The following is a 16,243-nucleotide window of genomic DNA, read 5'->3' as shown; positions in this document are numbered from 1 at the left end:
CTCAGAAAGCTCGCCAAGCTCCTGCCGAATGGACCTCAGATCAGGCCAGCATGAGAGGGCGAGCCTCAGTCGGCCAAATCCGCCACACCGCGGCGACGCTCAGCTGGCCGACTTTTTCAACGGTATCGACGCAAGTCGGAGAAGGCGCCCAGGACCGCTGATCTTCTCCAGAGAGTATCGGGTGCAAAGCGAGCTGCTCGGTCCCGAGTTGTTTTGCGATGCGTTTCCAGCGCTCCAAATCGATCGGTTGGCATTCGAGCAATGACTGTCGGCGCCGGTGCGATAGCCCCACCGCTTCGCGATGTTGGCAAATGCGCGCATGCCGGCGCCGCTCAAACGGTTTCGTTGTTCACGGGAGTTTCTTCCAATGTGAGCCTCTTCGGGGGGCATCCTGATGCGGCCTGACGATCCAGAATTTTCGCGCGACAACGAGTGCCGCTGGCTTCGAGACAGCGCTAACGGAGCGCGATTCGTAACTTAGATACTATAATACCTAGAAATGACAAGAGGGACCGCGCTTCGTTCAGCTCATGGACGTTCGGCAGACCCTCGGAAAAAACATGCGGAGAATCCGCGTAGCAGCAGGGCTATCTCAGGATGAAATTGCAGTTCGTATGGGCGTCGAACAGACGTACGTTAGCGGGCTAGAGCGCGGCGTTCGTAATCCGACGCTGACTACGCTGGAGCGTGCGGCGATGGCGCTGAATGTAAAAATCACGGAGCTCCTCGAGCGTCCGAGTTCGTAGGTGCCGTAACGCGGCCTCCGCCAGGGCCTTGCGTCCTGCGTTTTGTCCGGCGCAGCTGGAAAATCCCATTCGACGAGGAAAAACGGTCTGCTGTGCTGACATGGGGTCAGAATTTCTACAACGCGTCAGGCTGCCGAGCCGGGCTTTGATAAGTCCGAAGGAGCGGCAGAGACGATAGTCGCACAGGCTCCCAGAGTGGCTCCGTCCCGGCCGTCGCTGGCCAGTCCCCAGTTTGCTTGCTGGCGCACTTGCCGTGACACCCTCCCCTCCCTTCGCCCTGTTGTGCAAGCTCGGCATGAATTCCTTCGCACGATTCGGGGGCTAGACTTCGGGAATCGGTGTTGTTCGGAGGAAATCTCGTCCGTCACTGGCGATCTGGGAGTTCCGAGCTAGGAGGCCACAAGTCTGTCCGTCGGGAGACAAAATGGCTTAACTAGCTGAAATAATGGGCTATTTCGTATGGGGTGTCGTTGGCAAACGCCTCCCGTTAAGGTTTGGTTTACCACTAATTCCTTGCGCGGGAATGGCCCGTTGGTATCGTCACGGAGAAACGGGCGAACTGCCCAAAAATCCGTGATGAAAGAATCAAAACGTGAGCGCCCCCGCAGAACATTCGCGTAGCTTGATCGCTAGCGTCGACGAGACGATCGGCGCACAGGCCGAGCTGCTCAGTTCGCAGCTTCAGGCGATGAGTGAGGCACTTTTTCCGCCTACATCTAGAAAGGTGCTGCGCCGCTTCACGTCGGGCGAGGCGGCGCGTCTCATAGGCATTTCGGATTCAACGCTTCGGAAAATGACATTAGCCGGCGAAGGACCGATGCCTGACATCAACAGCAGCGGACGTCGCCTGTATACACTCGGCCAGATCAACGAAGTTCGCCACGTCCTGGCCAAGTCCGCTCGCGGGCGAGAAAGCGTGGAGTTCCTCCCCCACCGGCGTCCTGGCGAACACCTCCAGGTAATTGCCGTTACAAACTTCAAAGGTGGTTCCGGTAAGACCACCACCTCGGCGCACTTAGCTCAGCACCTGGCACTACAGGGCTATCGGGTTCTGGCCGTGGACCTCGATCCTCAGGCGAGTCTCTCCGCCCTCCTCGGCTTTCTGCCCGAGACGGATGTCCTAGCCAACCAGACATTATACGCGGCGATCCGCTACGACGACGAACAGCGCCCGCTCACCGAAGTGATCCGGCCAACTTATTTCGATGGCCTTGACCTTGTGCCCGGAAACCTCGAGCTGATGGAGTTCGAGCACGCGACACCCAAGGCGCTTGTCGCGAACGATCGTGCGAGAGATGGGCTGTTCTTTACGCGCGTCGCGCGGGCATTCGATGAAGTTGCGAACCGATATGACGTAATCGTCATCGACTGTCCGCCGCAACTCGGCTTCCTGACACTCAGCGGGCTTTGCGCTGCGACGGCGATGATTGTGACGATCCATCCCCAGATGCTCGATGTCGCCTCTATGAGCCAGTTCTTGCTGATGACGCGCGACTTGCTCGCCGTCGTTCGAGAGGCTGGCGGAGAGCTGAAGTATGACTTCCTTCGCTATCTGCTAACGCGTTACGAACCACAGGATGGACCGCAGACCAAAGTCGCGGCGCTGCTGCGCAATCTCTTCGACGATTTTGTTCTGACTAACGCGATGGTGAAATCGGCTGCTGTCTCGGACGCGGGCCTTACCAAGCAGACGCTCTATGAGATCGGCAGAGAGAACTTGACGCGCACGACGTATGATCGGGCGATGGAATCGTTGAGCGCCGTCAACGACGAGATCGAGGGGCTCATCAAGGCTGCGTGGGGGAGGCGTTCGTGACACGTCCGCGTCCCGCTGTCTTGGCGCGATCAGAAGCACGGGCTGCTGTCCCCTGCCCCGGGCGCGTCAGTTCGTCGACACCGGCGTGCTTCACCGCTGCCGTTGGGAGCTCCCAACGCGAAACTGCTCGGTGCTTGGGGATCCGCGACGTGCCAGCAAACTTCGCGGTTGGAGCGGCCGCGGGCGAGTGGAGTTTTTCCCGCACCGCCGTCGCGATGTGGATGTTGGGAGTTCCCAACAACAAGGGATCGTTGGCTAGCGAGGATCCGACGCTTGGCCCCGAGTCATTTGGCATCGATGTTGGGAGCTCCCAAAAGACCTCAAACTCATTCGCCATAATCAAGGGAGAATGGAAATGAGCCGCAGGGACACGGTAAACTCGCTCTTCTTCAAGAAGCCGGAGGCCGCTGCGCCCTCGCCAGCGAAGTCCCCTGAGCGCGTGAGGACCGGTGCTGTTGCCGCGATGGGCGCTTCGCTGCAGGAAATGTCCGAGAACGCCAAGGTCGTGGACAAGCTCCGCCAGCAACTGTCCGCCGGCGAAACTGTGGTTGGGCTCAACCCCAGCCAAGTCGACGGCTCGACGGTTTCAGACAGGATTGCTGTCGAGGTCGATCCAGGTTTCGAGCAACTTGCGGCCAGCATCGCCGACAACGGCCAGCAGGTGCCTATTCTAGTGCGCCCTCATCCGCGTGAAGCTGGACGCTTCCAAATTGCCTATGGGCGGCGGCGGCTGCGTGCGGCCGCCAAACTCGGTCGCGAAGTCAAGGCAATCGTCCGCGAGTTAAGTGACGCTGAGTTGATTGTGGCCCAGGGTCGAGAAAATCTCGACCGTGAGGATCTCTCGTTCATTGAAAAGGCGTTGTTTGCGAAGCGTCTCGAAGATGCAGGATATGACCGTCACACCATCATTGCAGCACTCTCGACCGACAAGGCTGATCTCAGTCGCTACATCACGATAGCGCGTCGGATCCCTGAGCCGATTATTCACCGTATCGGCCCGGCTCCCAAATCGGGACGCGCGCGCTGGCTCGGATTGGCGGAAAAGCTTGAAGACACCAGAATGCGCTCGGCCGTCGATGCGTTGCTGAAAGAGGCGCGACTGAGTTCGCTCGATAGCGACGAGCGCTTTCGAGCGGTTTGGCAGGTCATCGACACGGGTGGAAACCGGCCGGCATCAAGCAGTGAACGGGTAGACCTGCGCATCCCGGGAGGGCGCCGTCTCGGGCAGGCAACCTTTGGAGAAAGGGAAGTTCGCTTGGCAGTCGATGCCAAGGCCGCGGCAGCCTTTTCCGATTTCATGAGGTTGGAGTTGCCGGAGTTGATGCGGCGGTTTGCCGAACACTCGGGCGGCTAGTTGATCGCGGGGCAAATCAGAGGAGGGAGAATGGGAAGCAGCCATCGGTTCTGAGGGATTGCCTCAGGCATCACAGGCTTTGACAATCAGCAAAAGAAAAAGGCCCCCGAAACGGTGTTCCGGAAGCCCTTCTCTCGTGTGACAACTAGAGAATCGCACTTCCTCGAATCGCCGTCAAGAGTCTCTTATGAGACAGAACGTCACTTCGGCGAGCGGATTTCTTTTGCCTAACGACAGGTGAAAGAACGTGGTTACCCACATCTCGACGACGCCCTTTGGGCGGCGGATGCTGACGCTTGCCCATGTGGCAAGCCAAGTGGACGCGAAAAAACGGCCGCCGGGAAAGGCGGTCCACAAATGGAATATCTTCCGAGCCATCTGCACGGCCAAGAACCGGCTGGGCGTCACGGAGCGGGCCTTGGCCGTCCTCGACGCGCTGCTGACGTTTCATCCGGAAACGGTGCTGACAGGCGAGGGGCTGGTGGTGTTTCCGTCCAACCAGCAACTCTGCCTGCGTGCTCATGGCATGCCGCCGGCGACATTGCGCCGCCATCTCGCGGTCCTGGTTGATAGCGGCTTGATCATCCGGCGCGATAGCCCGAACGGGAAGCGCTATGCCCGCAAGGGCAGGGGCGGAGAGATCGAGCTCGCTTTCGGCTTTGACCTGGCCCCGTTGGTCGTGCGCGCCGAAGAATTCGAAGCGCTGGCGGAAGAGGTCCTCGCCGAAGACCGGGCGCGGAAGCTCGTTCGAGAACGGATCACGATCTGCCGTCGGGACATCTGCAAGATGATCGCGGCGGGGATCGAGGAGGGCGTACCAACGCAGTCCAACGGCCAGGGCCCCGACTGGATGACGCTGCATGAGCTCTACAGGAGCATTGCCGGTCGGATTCCGCGCACTGCACCGCGTGCGGCTCTCGAGGGGATTGCGACGGAGCTATCGTTGCTTGCCGATGAAATCCTCAACCTGTTGGAAGACCATCTAAAAACTCAGAATCCGAGCGGCAATGAGTCTCATTCTGAGCGCCACATACAGAATTCAAATCCAGACTCCCTTACTGATCTTGAACCTCGCTCTCGAGAGAGCAGGGGGGCGATTGTCGCGTTCGAACCGGAACCGGAGCGGATGCCAGAAAGGACGTACCCTTTGGGGATGGTTCTGGACGCTTGCCCTGACATCATCGACTACAGTCGGGGCGGCATCAGTAACTGGCGCGACTTCCAGGCTGCGGTGGCGGTTGTGCGCCCCATGCTGGGGATCAGTCCCAGCGCCTGGTTCGATGCGCAAAGCGTCATGGGCGAAAGCGAGGCGACGGTTGTCGTGGCCGCTATTCTGCAGCGCGGAGAAGCGATCAGCAGTGCAGGAGGGTATCTGCGCGGCCTGACACGAAAGGCCGAGGCCGGTGAATTCTCGCTCGGGCCGATGCTGATGGCGCTGATCGGCAGTCGCAAGCGCGAGAAGCAGCGTGCCTAGCCGGAGCAGCGAACTGCTCTTTCATCAAGCGCGTGAATCGTTGGCGCGGGATCGATTCAGCCTTTGCGTTGGACTGAGCCCTGGGCAGAGGGTGACATGCGTGCATGGACAGCACCCTCAATTCGAATCCGCCCCGCCTGCAAATGCTCGTGCTGGATCGGACCGATCGGCCGCAAAACATGGCGCGGTTCTACGTTCTATCTGTCGAACCGACGCTCTTTGGAGATGCTGCGCTCGTTCGGGAATGGGGACGCTGGGGCCATCCCGGCCGGCGGCGGCTGGATTTGTTTCCGGATTTCGACAAGGCCGCCGAGGCGCTTGAAGATTGGCTGCTGAGAAAGGCGAGGCGCGGCTATCGCATCGTTGGCAGGGGGGACGGAGAGGAAGAGCTCGTGGGGGCGGAGTGAGCGCCCCGTCGTTGCCGACCGACAACAGGCGCGTGATCGCCGCACGCGGGATCGCAGATTACCGTTGTGCCTGACTTCGCGTTGCGGGAAGCTGCTTTTCCTAGGGAGGCGGTTGTTATGCGTAAATCTAATAGCTCTGACGCCTCAATGGCTCGCATCGACGGGGTACTGCTTCGGACCGCAATTGTCGTGGTGATCGCTGCGGCTACCGTTTTGCCGCTGCTTCGCTGAGCTTTCCGCGTTACGAGGCCGGAAGAGTCATTCGGGCCTCGTGCGATGGCTTCTTGGCAGCGGTCTGTGATCGCATTCGACCTGATTGCGACAGGTCCGAGCCAGGGTCGGCGATATGCGTGGACCTGTCGGGGGAGAAACTCGACCCAAACTGGGCTCAGATTGAAACGAGCTCACAAGTGTCATATATACTGTCCTGATAATATGCGCTTTGATGTGACAGGTGGCACTTATGGCTCATGCCTTGAAGGCTCCGCTGCCGACCGAATCCTTGGTCCTGACCTATATGGATCGCGCCGGCAGGATCGCGATCGATCAGCTCGCGGACGGATTCGGCATGTCCAAAACCCAGCTTGCTGAAACGGCGGGCCTTGCTCGTGAGACGCTTTATCGAGCCGAGCGCAGCGGTGCGCGAAAGGCCCAGGGGCGGCTCCGCGAAATGCTGGAGATCATCAGCCGCGTCTCGGACTGGGCTGGCGGCAAGGAGCAGGCCATGGCCTGGTATCGGGCCCAGCCCCTGCCCGCGTTCGGCGGGCGGACGGCCGAGGCCCTCGTCAAGGAGGGTAAGGCTGCGGCCGTTCGGGACTATCTCGATCACATGGCTGTCGGCGGATTTGCGTGAGGTTTGTCGGGACCTGCTACCGAGCGCACGATCCGCGCTGGGCCTTCAAGCCGATGTCCGGGGGTGGCGCGGCAATCAGGGGCGCGCGTTTCAATCCGAAGGGCATTCCTGCGCTTTATCTCAGCTTGAGCATCATGACGGCGATCAAGGAGGCCAATCAAGGCTTTGCACACCGGATCGATCCCTGCGTGCTGTGCTCTTATGAGATCGACTGCGAGGATGTCGCGGACCTGACAAAGGAGCAGGGCAGGCGAGAACATGCGATCAAATGTGATGAGATAGCTTGTGCCTGGGCCACAGCGCTTGCCGATTGCCATCGCCCGGCCTCGTGGTCCATCTATGATCGGCTGAGAGCCCAGGGTGCCGCTGGTATATGCGTGCCGAGCTTCGCGCCCGGTGCTGAAGTGGATGATCTCAACCTGGTGCTGTGGAAGTGGGGCCCGGACCTGCTGCACAAGGTGACCGTCTTTGATCCGAGCGGCAGGCTCCCGAAGGATCAGTTGTCCTGGCGCTGATTCCGATCGGGCAGAAGGGGAGGGGACATTGGCGCCTAGACCGGCTGCGCTGAGTCCGACGCTCGACATTTGCGCGCCGGCCTGTTTGGGGTATGCCGAGCATCCGGACACCAAAGGCGAGACCTTCAATGACCAAGAACGAGCTTATTGCGGCGGTTGCCGAAGCTACCGGCAAGAGCAAGGCGGATGTCGGCGCTCTCCTCACCGCGGTGGCTGAGGTCGCAACACAGTCCTTGAAGGACGGTGGCGACGTCGTCATCGGCGGCATCGGCAAATTCTCAGCCGCAAAGCGCGAGGCGCGCCAGGCCCGCAATCCCTCGACCGGCGCCGTGATCGACGTTCCTGCGAAGACTGTCGTGAAGTTCAAGGTTGCCAAGGAACTGGCCGACACCATCGCTTAAGGGTTCGGCGCGCCAATACAGCCCAACCGCAATGGCCGTTTAAAGCCCTGCCGCTTTGGTGAGATTGACCCGGAAGCGATCGCGGCGGCGTTGGTAGCGGCGCGTCATTTCGGCACTAGCGTGACCAAGCTGTTTTTGGACGTAGCGCTCTTCGACCTCGGCCGAAGATGCAAGGCCGGCGCGCAGCGAGTGCCCGGCAAATTTGTCGGCCCGTTCGCGTTCAGACAGATCGCCGCGCACGCCGGCGGCAAGAGCGGTCTTCTTGACCAGCCGCGCCACTTGTTGGTCGTCAAGCCGATCGGGCCCGACATCTTTGCCCTGACCCGTCACTCGACGAAAGAGCGGGCCATGGGCGATCCGGGCCAGTTTAAGCCAGGTCTGGAGTGCCACGACAGGGCAGGTCGCATCGGCAGAGCCCCGGCCAATCTCGACCTCCCGCCAGCTGGTCTTGCCGCGCAGGGTAACGATCATGCCCTTGTCGAGGATCTCGACCCAACCGCGGGCGTCCTCGGATTGATCCTTGCCGATATCAAGCGCCACGATCTCAGATCGACGCAGGCCTCCCGCGAACCCGATCAGCAGCATGGCGCGATCCCGTAGACCCCGTAGGCTGCCACGATCGAGCGTCTCGAGCATCGCAATGATGTCTTCAGGCAGAACGGCTTCCTTCTGCACCGGTGGCCGTCCGTGCGTGTTGCGGATGCCCGCCATCACCGTGGCAATATGCCGGTCCTTGCGGTCGAGTTTCTGGCCGCGCTGCGCATAGTTCCAGGCGAGCGCGGAGAGCCTGCGTTCAATTGTGCTGACGGATAACGGCTTGCGATCGGCTCTCGCCGCGCCGGAGGCCTGCGCCGTGATGTAGAGGCCAACAATTTCAGGATCAGGCGGCACTGCAGGGAGGTTTTGGCGCCGGCACCAATTGTTGAAGTGAGCCCAGTCGCTGGCATAGGCCCGGCGCGTATTGGCCGAGCTGGCGGCCTCGACATAGTCCCGGGCGCGATCGGCGAGGCTTTCGAGATGGGTGGACAGGATGGATGCGCGGTGTGCAGCCTCTGTCACGGCCGGTAGGGCAGGGGACGTCTGGACGTCCTCGCCGACAGGTGGGGTCGACTGCGACACCATCGCCTAGGCCGCCTGAATGTCGGTCTGGGAAAAGTCATTGCCCTTGAACAGCAGCGGCTCGCCCGTCAACGCGGCGAGTGCATAGGAAAAGCAGTCGCCGAAGTTGAGGCTGGCGGGGTGGCGACCTTTGCCATAACGGCGCCAGGCCCGACGCGCCTGGTCAGCGTGCTCGGCAGTCACAGCGACGATCTCGACCTCGGCCTTATGCAGCCAGAGATCGAGCTCTGCTCCGCCGGCCTCGCCAAAGCGCCCCTCAATGACCATCGCAGCTTCAACGAGAGTCGGCGCCGAAATGAGCCGGACGGGATCGTCGGCGATGCGTTCGCGATACCTCGGAGCATCGGACTCATTGAAGAAGATCGCGACGATCGCGGACGTATCGATCACCATCAGTTTGGAACGCCGTTTTCGTCGTAGCCGATCATCTCATCGGGGCTGCGGGGATCGAGCACCGGCAACGCATCCAAACGTCGCTGCATCGCCTCCATGTCCTCGAGCAGCGCTGCCTTGCGGCCTTGCGACGCCATTCGCTTCAGGCGCTCCTCGATCGCCCGGCGGGTCGCGACGGTGATGGTCTCGCCCGTGCGCTCGGCGAGGGCGCGCGCCAGCTTCTCGGTCTTCGGGTCTTTGATGCTCAGCGCCATTTTTGGAATCCAGGTTCCTATTCGTCTATATTCTACCTGAACTATCCGTCGGGGGCAAATTCGACGACGCCTGCGGCCTCCGAATTCTCGGCTGATTTGGCGGCGCGGGGCTCGACCCAAGGCCGTCGGCAGCCTGCCCGAGCGCCAAATCGCGCGTCTCTATTATAATGAGATAAATGACCGATAATGCAAGATTATCGGTCTTTTCGTTTGCCAGACAGTCGGTGCGCTTACAGGCAAGAAAGATTACTTAAAGCGCACAAATGCGTTATGCTTCGGACGATGCCAAAACCCGATTCCAGCGCTGTCCGCCCAGCCGCGCCGCCGCTGGTGCCGGGCTGGGCCATCCCGCGCGGCCAAGTCGCGAGCGATGCCGAGGCGGCGTTCCTGGCCGGGGCAGCCTTGACTTCGCTCGATAATCTCGTGCGCGCCGAGCCGCTCTGGGCCGGCGCCTGGCGCCAGCGGCTCGCCCTGAAATGTGCGGTTGCGGCGGTCGAGCTGGCCGGCCGCACCGAAGACGAGGCGGAACTGCGCGACGCTTGGCATTTGCGGGCTGCTCATAGTGATCCTGGGCCGGCAGGCAATCTGCTGGTCGCCTGGAGACGACTGGCCGGCCGCGCGCCCAGGCTCAGCCCGGAGGAGCTGCGCGCGGTCGCCGGCCTGCTTGGCCTGCGCTGGAGCGAGGAGTTCGCAGCGCTACCCGAACGCCTCGACGAGCTCGCCCGCTCCGCTCACCCGGCTCCGCTCGTCGCGGCGGCCATCATCGCCGAGGTTCAGCAGATCCGCCCGGAGGCTAGCCTCCTCGGCTGGTGGCTGGCGGACCGGGTGCTCGCTGCGCGCTTACGCTGGTCACTGCCGGTGCCGCTCTTGATGGCACAGGTTCCAGGCCCGGCCTTTCGGGCTGCGAATGGCCGCGGGCGGGTGAGGGCAGGGGATCAGGGATTTGAGCGCGCGGTTTGCGTTGCGCTTGCCCTGGCGGCCGCAGAAGCCTGCCGGCTCGCCGGCGAGATCGCGCCGCCGGCCGCGCGGCTTATCGAGGTCGCGCCAAAACTGCGGGCAAAAGGGGCAGGGGAGGTGGTTCAGCTGTTGCTCGCGGATGATGCTGTGTCCGGCACACTGCAGACGAGAGATCTCACGCGCTGGGGGGCCCGCCGCTTGTTCGAGCGCTTGACCGCGCTCAACGCGGTGCGCGAGCTTTCCGGGCGCGCCAGCTTTCGGCTCTATGGGCTTTGACCATGGCGAGGCGCTCCCAAACGGAGGACCTGTTCGACACCGAGCTCGCTGACATGCCGCCGGAGTTGCGCTGGCGCGAATGGATGGGGCGCGTCGAGGCCGTGATTTTTGCTTCGTCCGAGCCGGTCGGGCGCGCGGTTCTGGCGCGCGTGGTCGGCCGCGACTGCAGCATCGACCTGCTGATCGACGATATTCGCGCCGAATTGCGCGGGCGGCCCTATGAGCTCGTCTCGGTCGCTGGTGGCTGGCAGCACCGGACGAAGAAAGCATTTGGAGTCGCTATCCGAACGGCCACCGGCGTTGGCGCGCGCGACGACAAGGCTTTGTCTCAATCTGAGAGCCTGGTGTTGCTGTGCATCGGCTACTTTCAGCCGATCACCCGGGCTGAACTCGGCCAGGTTTTTGGCAAGGAGGTCAGCCGCGACACCGTCGGCCATCTGCGGAAACTCGGCTTTATCGCGGCCGGACCGCGCAGCCCGCAGCCGGGCGCCCCCTATACCTATGTCACAACCTCGGCGTTCCTGTCGCAGTTCGGCTTCGAAACCCTGCGGGATCTGCCCGATTTCGAGAAGCTCGAGGATGCCGGCCTGCTCAGCAAGGACAGGCTGCTCGCGGGGGAGATTCCAATCACGGCCATCGGCGAGCAGGATGATCCGCCGCCGCCGGATCTCAGCGACGAGGCGTAGATATGGAGCGCCACGCAAAAGTCCAAGTTGGCTTAGAACCGGATCGGCCGGGCTTGCCGCAGCCGGCTCACGTTTAGAGAAAGTTCAACATGCGACCGTCGATACTGGCACTCACAACTCTGTGTCTTATGCTGGGAGCCTGCGGTAACAAGGTCGAGCAGCGCATCGGCGGTGCAGCAGTTGGCGCGGGCACTGGTGCCGTGGTCGCCGGTCCGATCGGTGCTGTTGTTGGCGGTGCGGCGGGTGCGCTCTCCGGTCCCTCTGTTTCGCGTGCCGTGCGCAGAGCGTCGCGCTGATCGGTGGACGTGCTCTTCGTCAGGTTCAGCAAACGCATCGATGCGTCGGGCCAGGCTCGGAAATGCCCGATCGTACCGACAGCTCTACCAGAGGGTTGATCGCGTGGCGACCGAACATGACCGGCGCGAGCCGACCGTCGACGGGCTCGCCATAGGGGCCCAAGAACCGGATATCCGCCCCGCGTCCGAGGGCAGGAAGGGCGAAACCCCGGAGCGCCGGCAAAGCCCTCAAACTGACGATGATGAGCACTGCCAGCCCGAGGGAGCCCGCCGTGCCGGCGGTGGTTCCTTCTTGCGCAGAGCGGTTTATGCCGGGCTCGCGCTCTGCCTGTGCGGCGTCGTCGTCCTGGGCGGTGGCATCGCCTATTACGCCTCGAAGCTGCCTCCAATCGATCAGCTCACGGTGCCGAAACGGCCTCCGAACATCGCCATCCTGGCGAGCGACGGCTCGTTTCTCGCCAATCGTGGCGAGACGGGCGGTCGCAAGGTCTCTTTGGACGAGTTATCGCCCTATCTGCCCAAGGCCTTCGTCGCCATCGAGGACAGGCGGTTTTACGACCGTTGGGGCGTCGACCTGATGGGCCTCGCCCGTGCGGCCTACCGCAACCTGACCCATGATGGCGGCCTCCAGGGCGGCTCGACCCTAACACAGCAGCTCGCGAAGAACCTGTTCCTGACCCAGGAGCGCACGATCTCGCGCAAGATCCAGGAAGCGATCCTGTCGCTCTGGCTGGAGCACAACTACAGCAAGGACCAGATTCTCGAACTCTATCTCAACCGGGTCTATTTCGGCGCGGGCGCCTATGGCGTCGAGGCGGCGGCCCAGCGCTATTTCGGCAAGTCTGCCCGCGACGTATCGCTACCAGAAGCCGCCATGCTCGCCGGTCTCGTCCAGTCCCCTTCGCGCCTCGCTCCCAACCGAAACCGAGAAGCCGCGCAAGCGCGCGCCGTGCTCGTGATCGCGGCCATGAAGGAGCTCGGCTTCATCACGCCCGACATGGCCAGAACGGCTCTCGACGCGCCGACCGCACTCTCGCGCCCAAAAGGCGCCGGCTCCGCCAATTATGCCGCCGACTACGTGATGGAGGTGCTCGATGACGTCGCCGGCACCATCGATGCCGACATCGCGGTCTCGACCACCCTCGAGCCCCCCATGCAGACAGTTGCCGAGCGTGTGCTCGTCGACGAGCTCAACGCCAAGGGCGAGAAGTTCAATGTGAGCCAGGGTGCCTTCGTGGCGATGCGGCCGGACGGGGCCGTGACGGCGCTCGTCGGCGGCCGGGACTACGAGGCGAGCCATTTCAACCGGGCGACCTCCGCCCGCCGCCAGCCGGGCTCGTCCTTCAAGCCCTTCGTGTATCTGACCGCGCTGGAGCGGGGCCTCCGCCCCGACACGGTGCGTACCGATTCACCGGTCAACATCAACGGCTGGAGGCCAGAGAACTACGACCGCGGCTATCGGGGGGCGATCACCTTGCGCAGGGCTCTCGCGCTCTCGCTCAACACGGTGGCGGTGAAGCTCACCATGGAAGCGGTCCCGGCGCGGTGGTGCACGCTCGATCGCTCGCGCGTGCTCGGCCTCGATCCCGGCAGCGACCTGTTCTTCCAGGCCTTCCCCGTCGGCGATACGGCCTTCGCGGATGATCACGCCGCCGACGCCGCCGATGCCCAGGCCCTCAACGACTATGTCTCCTACTGGAACTACAACCTCGTCAATGACGGGCGCATGCGCTATGGCGCGACCGTGGTCAGGGTCGGCGACGAGGTCTCCGCCGTCTTCTCGGAAGGCGCCTTCAGCCGCTGCCTGATCCTGCTCTGCACCGAGAGCTGGACCGCGTTCATGACCGACGCGGTGGTCGATAATGGCCGGATCCTGACCAAGCTGATCGGCCAGCAGGGCCTGATGACGACTGGCGTGACCTGGGACGGCAACACGACGCAAGCCAACTACGCCGCCGGCAATGTCAGCTGGGGCGCCCAGATCCGCAGCCCGAACAGCTGGATGCTGCGCCTTGCCGGAAAGGACGGCTTCGTCCAGCCGCTGACGACGCCGGGCGATATCATCGCGGTCGGCTGGGGCTCGATCGGCATCGGCACCCGCACCATCCGGATCAGCTATCCGACCCGCACCCGCAATGCCGAGGCGGCCGGTACCCGCGGCAGCATCGTCGGCTTCTCCGGCGACAGCCAGCTCGATCCCGGCATCGTCGGCAACGCCGTCGACTGGGCCGCGCACTTCCTCGACCTCGAGCTGGGCGGCCGGGTCTTCCTGACCGTGAACCGCGCCGTCTCCGGGCAGAACTCCGCCGAGCAGATGACCAAGCTGCTCGCGAAAGGCACCGACGGGGCCTCCTTCTGGTTCATCGACGCCTGTACCAACGATATCCAGGGCAGGCCCTCGGCCGCGCCGCACGATACGCTCTTCAACTACAAGGCGATGTGCGACTACCTCGAGGCGCAGAGCTGCCGGCCGATCATCGGCGTACCGGCCGAGTGGCTCGATCCGTCGCTGGTCCCGGGCTATGGCCGCGACACCGCCAATTACGAGAAGGGCGCCGATACGCGCCAGGCCGTGCTCTGGTTCGCCGGGCGGCGCGGCTACACGGTTGTGCGGCTGATGTCCTGGACCGGCTATGTCACGGCGAACCTGCGCAATGTCGCGGTGCTGCCGGAGCCGGTCGACCGCGGCAACCTCCATCCCGCCGCGCACTTCTACAAGCACAAGGGCTGGCTGATCGCGCGCGCCATCCTCTCCGACATGAAGCGGCTCGACAGTCGCGGCACGCTGGCGCGGAACCTGCCGATCAATGCCTATCGGCTGCAGAACGGCTGGACGCAGGGGCCGGTGAACGCGAGCTACCGGCTCGACGGCTCGACCGTCCATCTCGGCGGCACACTCACCGCCGGTACCAAAACCAACGGCACGGTGATCTACAAGCTGCCGCGCCATCTCTGGCCGGCCCGCCTTGGCTCCTGGGACGTCTCGAAGGATACCGCAGGATCGGCGCGCATCGGCATCTCGCTGACCGGCGAGTTGATCCTCGCCTATCTCGGCTCGGGCGACTACGTGCGGCTCGACGGCATCACCTACGAGCCGGGGCGGGTCTGACGAGCGCCGGCGCGTGCCGTCTATCTGACCTCATCGATCGCTTAAGATGGCTGGACGCCGGGCGCGGTGAGTTCTTCTGATCCACATTGAGGGCGTTCGTTACGGGTCGAACCGCAATGAGGATTTCTCGGGCCTTTGCGACGGCGGCGTTGGCGAGACTAAGTGTTCCATTGCCTCTTGATATAAGACGCAACATCATCGCCAAGGTTCACCCAACTGGCGGTGTTATTGGTCGCGTCTACGACGTATAGCTTATCGTTGGTATCGGCGGCTTTCCTGATAATCTCTGTGGCTTCAGCCGCAGTGTAGCCTGATTCGACATACCAGAACGATTTGTGGATATTCGCCCAGTCACCAAGGCTCTTAACGGCTGTGATTACGTCGTCGTAATTCTTTTCCGGCGCGATCAGGTCGTACGAAACATGAAGATTATTCCCCGTTCAATCCTCCCAAGCCCTTAGGCCGCCTGATCCTGCCGCAGGGTGAGGGACGGAGTCGAGTCTAACGAGCCGGGGCGACGGTCCAGCGAAGCCCCGGCTCTCCCCATCGACTCGTCTGAAGGCCGAGCCGATGACGTGGCTCCACTCTACCACCCAGCACATCGCCCTGTCTCAAGTTATCTCAGCCAGATCCTTGGCATTCCTAGCCAATCACCGCCTTCCAACCCGCCCTAGCCGGCGGGTTTCTCTATTGGGCCATGGGTGTCAAGCTTGATGACGTGCCAAATGTCCCAGTTCGGTCCTGAGCGGACCTTTGCGAAATGTGCTAATGGGGAATGTCGATGATTTGAGATGTGCGTCATGAACTTTGAGATTGGAAATTTTAAGGCATCGCCAATTCAACGGTCGATATTCAATCACTATTTGTGGATATATATTACGATTGTTATTTTTGTCGGCTTCGTGCCGATGCCTATAAGATTATCTATGATTATATTAGTGTTTTACATATGCGCCTCTTCGATCTCCTGTTATATATTAATTAAGACCGATTTTGGCAAGAATGGCGATGGACGAACAAATATGTCGTTGACTGTACTCATTTTAGTTGCATTTTTATTGGTTATTCAGGGGTTCTTTATTTATCAACTCTGGGATAATTACCTAACAAACTTTACCGCGATCGCCTTTGAAACGATTCTTCTTTCAGGATTTTTTCCTTTTTATCTGGCCGTTATATATTCTTATCTATCCGGCACTCAACGTAAGTAAGCAATCTCAGTGAGACCGAAGCATGTCTGCCGGGTCGCCTAAGGGTCGAGGGCCAACAGTCCCACCAGGTCTCTGGCTTCCTCCGAAGTCGGCGCGTTGGCCGCTTCATGGTTGGGTCCGACGAGTGGTGGATCACGCTTTTTCGCGAGGTGACCTTTCGGTCCTTCAAACCCGCCTCGATCTCACCGCCCTTCGGTCCCTGGGGGACATCGCTCCGCCCTGCGACGGATCTCGAAACGCTGTTGGAGAGTGTCTGCCGTCAGCGCCCTTGAGACAGTTCAGGGGTTTTCGGGAAGGGAGGATTTCTGGATCATCGCAGCCATTTTGGAGCGCAGATGAGACAGAAATCCGGGCCGGAGAAAGCACCGGCAGAGCA

The 16,243-nt window shown here is 61.9% G+C and carries 13 protein-coding genes and 1 pseudogene; 11 read left to right on the top strand and 3 right to left on the bottom strand.

Translation table 11 applies throughout. The features are described 5' to 3' along the window. Nucleotides 1-530: 530 nt before the first annotated feature. The 8 genes from RKE40_RS28225 (at nucleotide 531) to RKE40_RS28190 (ending at nucleotide 7,566) form a co-directional block, all read left to right on the top strand. On the top strand, nucleotides 531-746 hold the full coding sequence (locus tag RKE40_RS28225; protein WP_316021481.1) for a helix-turn-helix domain-containing protein: 216 nt from the start codon (nucleotides 531-533) through the stop codon (nucleotides 744-746). 592 nt (nucleotides 747-1,338) lie between these two features. Then, nucleotides 1,339-2,562, top strand: a complete 1,224-nt coding sequence (gene repA / locus RKE40_RS28220; RefSeq protein ID WP_316021480.1) for a plasmid partitioning protein RepA — start codon at nucleotides 1,339-1,341, stop codon at nucleotides 2,560-2,562. Between the two features lie 355 nt (nucleotides 2,563-2,917). Further along, nucleotides 2,918-3,916, top strand: a complete 999-nt coding sequence (repB, locus tag RKE40_RS28215; protein ID WP_316021479.1) for a plasmid partitioning protein RepB — start codon at nucleotides 2,918-2,920, stop codon at nucleotides 3,914-3,916. 247 nt (nucleotides 3,917-4,163) lie between these two features. Beyond that, nucleotides 4,164-5,390 carry a plasmid replication protein RepC gene (gene repC / locus RKE40_RS28210; protein ID WP_316021478.1) on the top strand — a complete coding sequence of 409 codons (1,227 nt, stop codon included), beginning with the start codon at nucleotides 4,164-4,166 and terminating at the stop codon, nucleotides 5,388-5,390. A gap of 104 nt (nucleotides 5,391-5,494) precedes the next feature. Beyond that, a complete protein-coding gene (locus RKE40_RS28205) occupies nucleotides 5,495-5,797 on the top strand; it encodes a WGR domain-containing protein (protein ID WP_316021477.1) in 303 nt (100 codons plus the stop codon). A 463-nt stretch (nucleotides 5,798-6,260) separates the two neighbouring features. Then, on the top strand, nucleotides 6,261-6,650 hold the full coding sequence (locus tag RKE40_RS28200) for an antitoxin Xre/MbcA/ParS toxin-binding domain-containing protein (RefSeq protein WP_316021476.1): 390 nt from the start codon (nucleotides 6,261-6,263) through the stop codon (nucleotides 6,648-6,650). Continuing rightward, the gene (locus tag RKE40_RS28195) at nucleotides 6,647-7,165 is read left to right on the top strand and encodes an RES family NAD+ phosphorylase (RefSeq protein WP_316021475.1); all 519 of its coding nucleotides are present in this window, start codon (nucleotides 6,647-6,649) and stop codon (nucleotides 7,163-7,165) included. Before RKE40_RS28200 ends, RKE40_RS28195 begins: the two co-directional genes overlap by 4 nt. A 128-nt stretch (nucleotides 7,166-7,293) precedes the next feature. Further along, nucleotides 7,294-7,566: an HU family DNA-binding protein gene (locus tag RKE40_RS28190; RefSeq protein ID WP_316021474.1), complete on the top strand. Its 273-nt coding sequence runs from the start codon at nucleotides 7,294-7,296 to the stop codon at nucleotides 7,564-7,566. Between the two features lie 39 nt (nucleotides 7,567-7,605). On the opposite strand, the gene RKE40_RS28185 is transcribed toward RKE40_RS28190, so the two are convergent. From RKE40_RS28185 to RKE40_RS28175, 3 genes are read right to left on the bottom strand one after another with little or no spacing between them, the layout of a single operon-like run. After that, nucleotides 7,606-8,688 carry a tyrosine-type recombinase/integrase gene (locus RKE40_RS28185; protein ID WP_316021473.1) on the bottom strand — a complete coding sequence of 361 codons (1,083 nt, stop codon included), beginning with the start codon at nucleotides 8,686-8,688 and terminating at the stop codon, nucleotides 7,606-7,608. Between the two features lie 3 nt (nucleotides 8,689-8,691). Continuing rightward, a complete protein-coding gene (locus RKE40_RS28180) occupies nucleotides 8,692-9,078 on the bottom strand; it encodes a type II toxin-antitoxin system VapC family toxin (protein WP_316021472.1) in 387 nt (128 codons plus the stop codon). Further along, complete coding sequence (locus RKE40_RS28175) at nucleotides 9,078-9,332, bottom strand: type II toxin-antitoxin system VapB family antitoxin (RefSeq protein ID WP_316021471.1); 255 nt, start codon at nucleotides 9,330-9,332, stop codon at nucleotides 9,078-9,080. The genes RKE40_RS28180 and RKE40_RS28175 overlap by 1 nt, the downstream gene beginning before the upstream one ends. Before the next feature lie 282 nt (nucleotides 9,333-9,614). Between RKE40_RS28175 and RKE40_RS28170 the strand changes: the two genes are divergently transcribed. The 3 genes and pseudogenes from RKE40_RS28170 to RKE40_RS28160 form a co-directional block, all read left to right on the top strand. Next, on the top strand, nucleotides 9,615-10,565 hold the full coding sequence (locus RKE40_RS28170) for a DUF1403 family protein (RefSeq protein ID WP_390893561.1): 951 nt from the start codon (nucleotides 9,615-9,617) through the stop codon (nucleotides 10,563-10,565). Between the two features lie 2 nt (nucleotides 10,566-10,567). Further along, the gene (scpB, locus tag RKE40_RS28165; RefSeq protein WP_316021482.1) at nucleotides 10,568-11,251 is read left to right on the top strand and encodes an SMC-Scp complex subunit ScpB; all 684 of its coding nucleotides are present in this window, start codon (nucleotides 10,568-10,570) and stop codon (nucleotides 11,249-11,251) included. Nucleotides 11,252-11,719: 468 nt separating this feature from the next. Further along, nucleotides 11,720-13,087 (top strand): annotated as a pseudogene (locus RKE40_RS28160) (transglycosylase domain-containing protein); the annotation flags it as partial. Nucleotides 13,088-16,243 lie beyond the last annotated feature (3,156 nt).

The sequence above is a fragment of the Allobosea rubneri genome, assembly GCF_032464875.1.
GTDB classification, from domain to species: domain Bacteria; phylum Pseudomonadota; class Alphaproteobacteria; order Rhizobiales; family Beijerinckiaceae; genus Allobosea; species Allobosea rubneri.
This window is presented reverse-complemented; position numbering and strand designations above follow the sequence as displayed.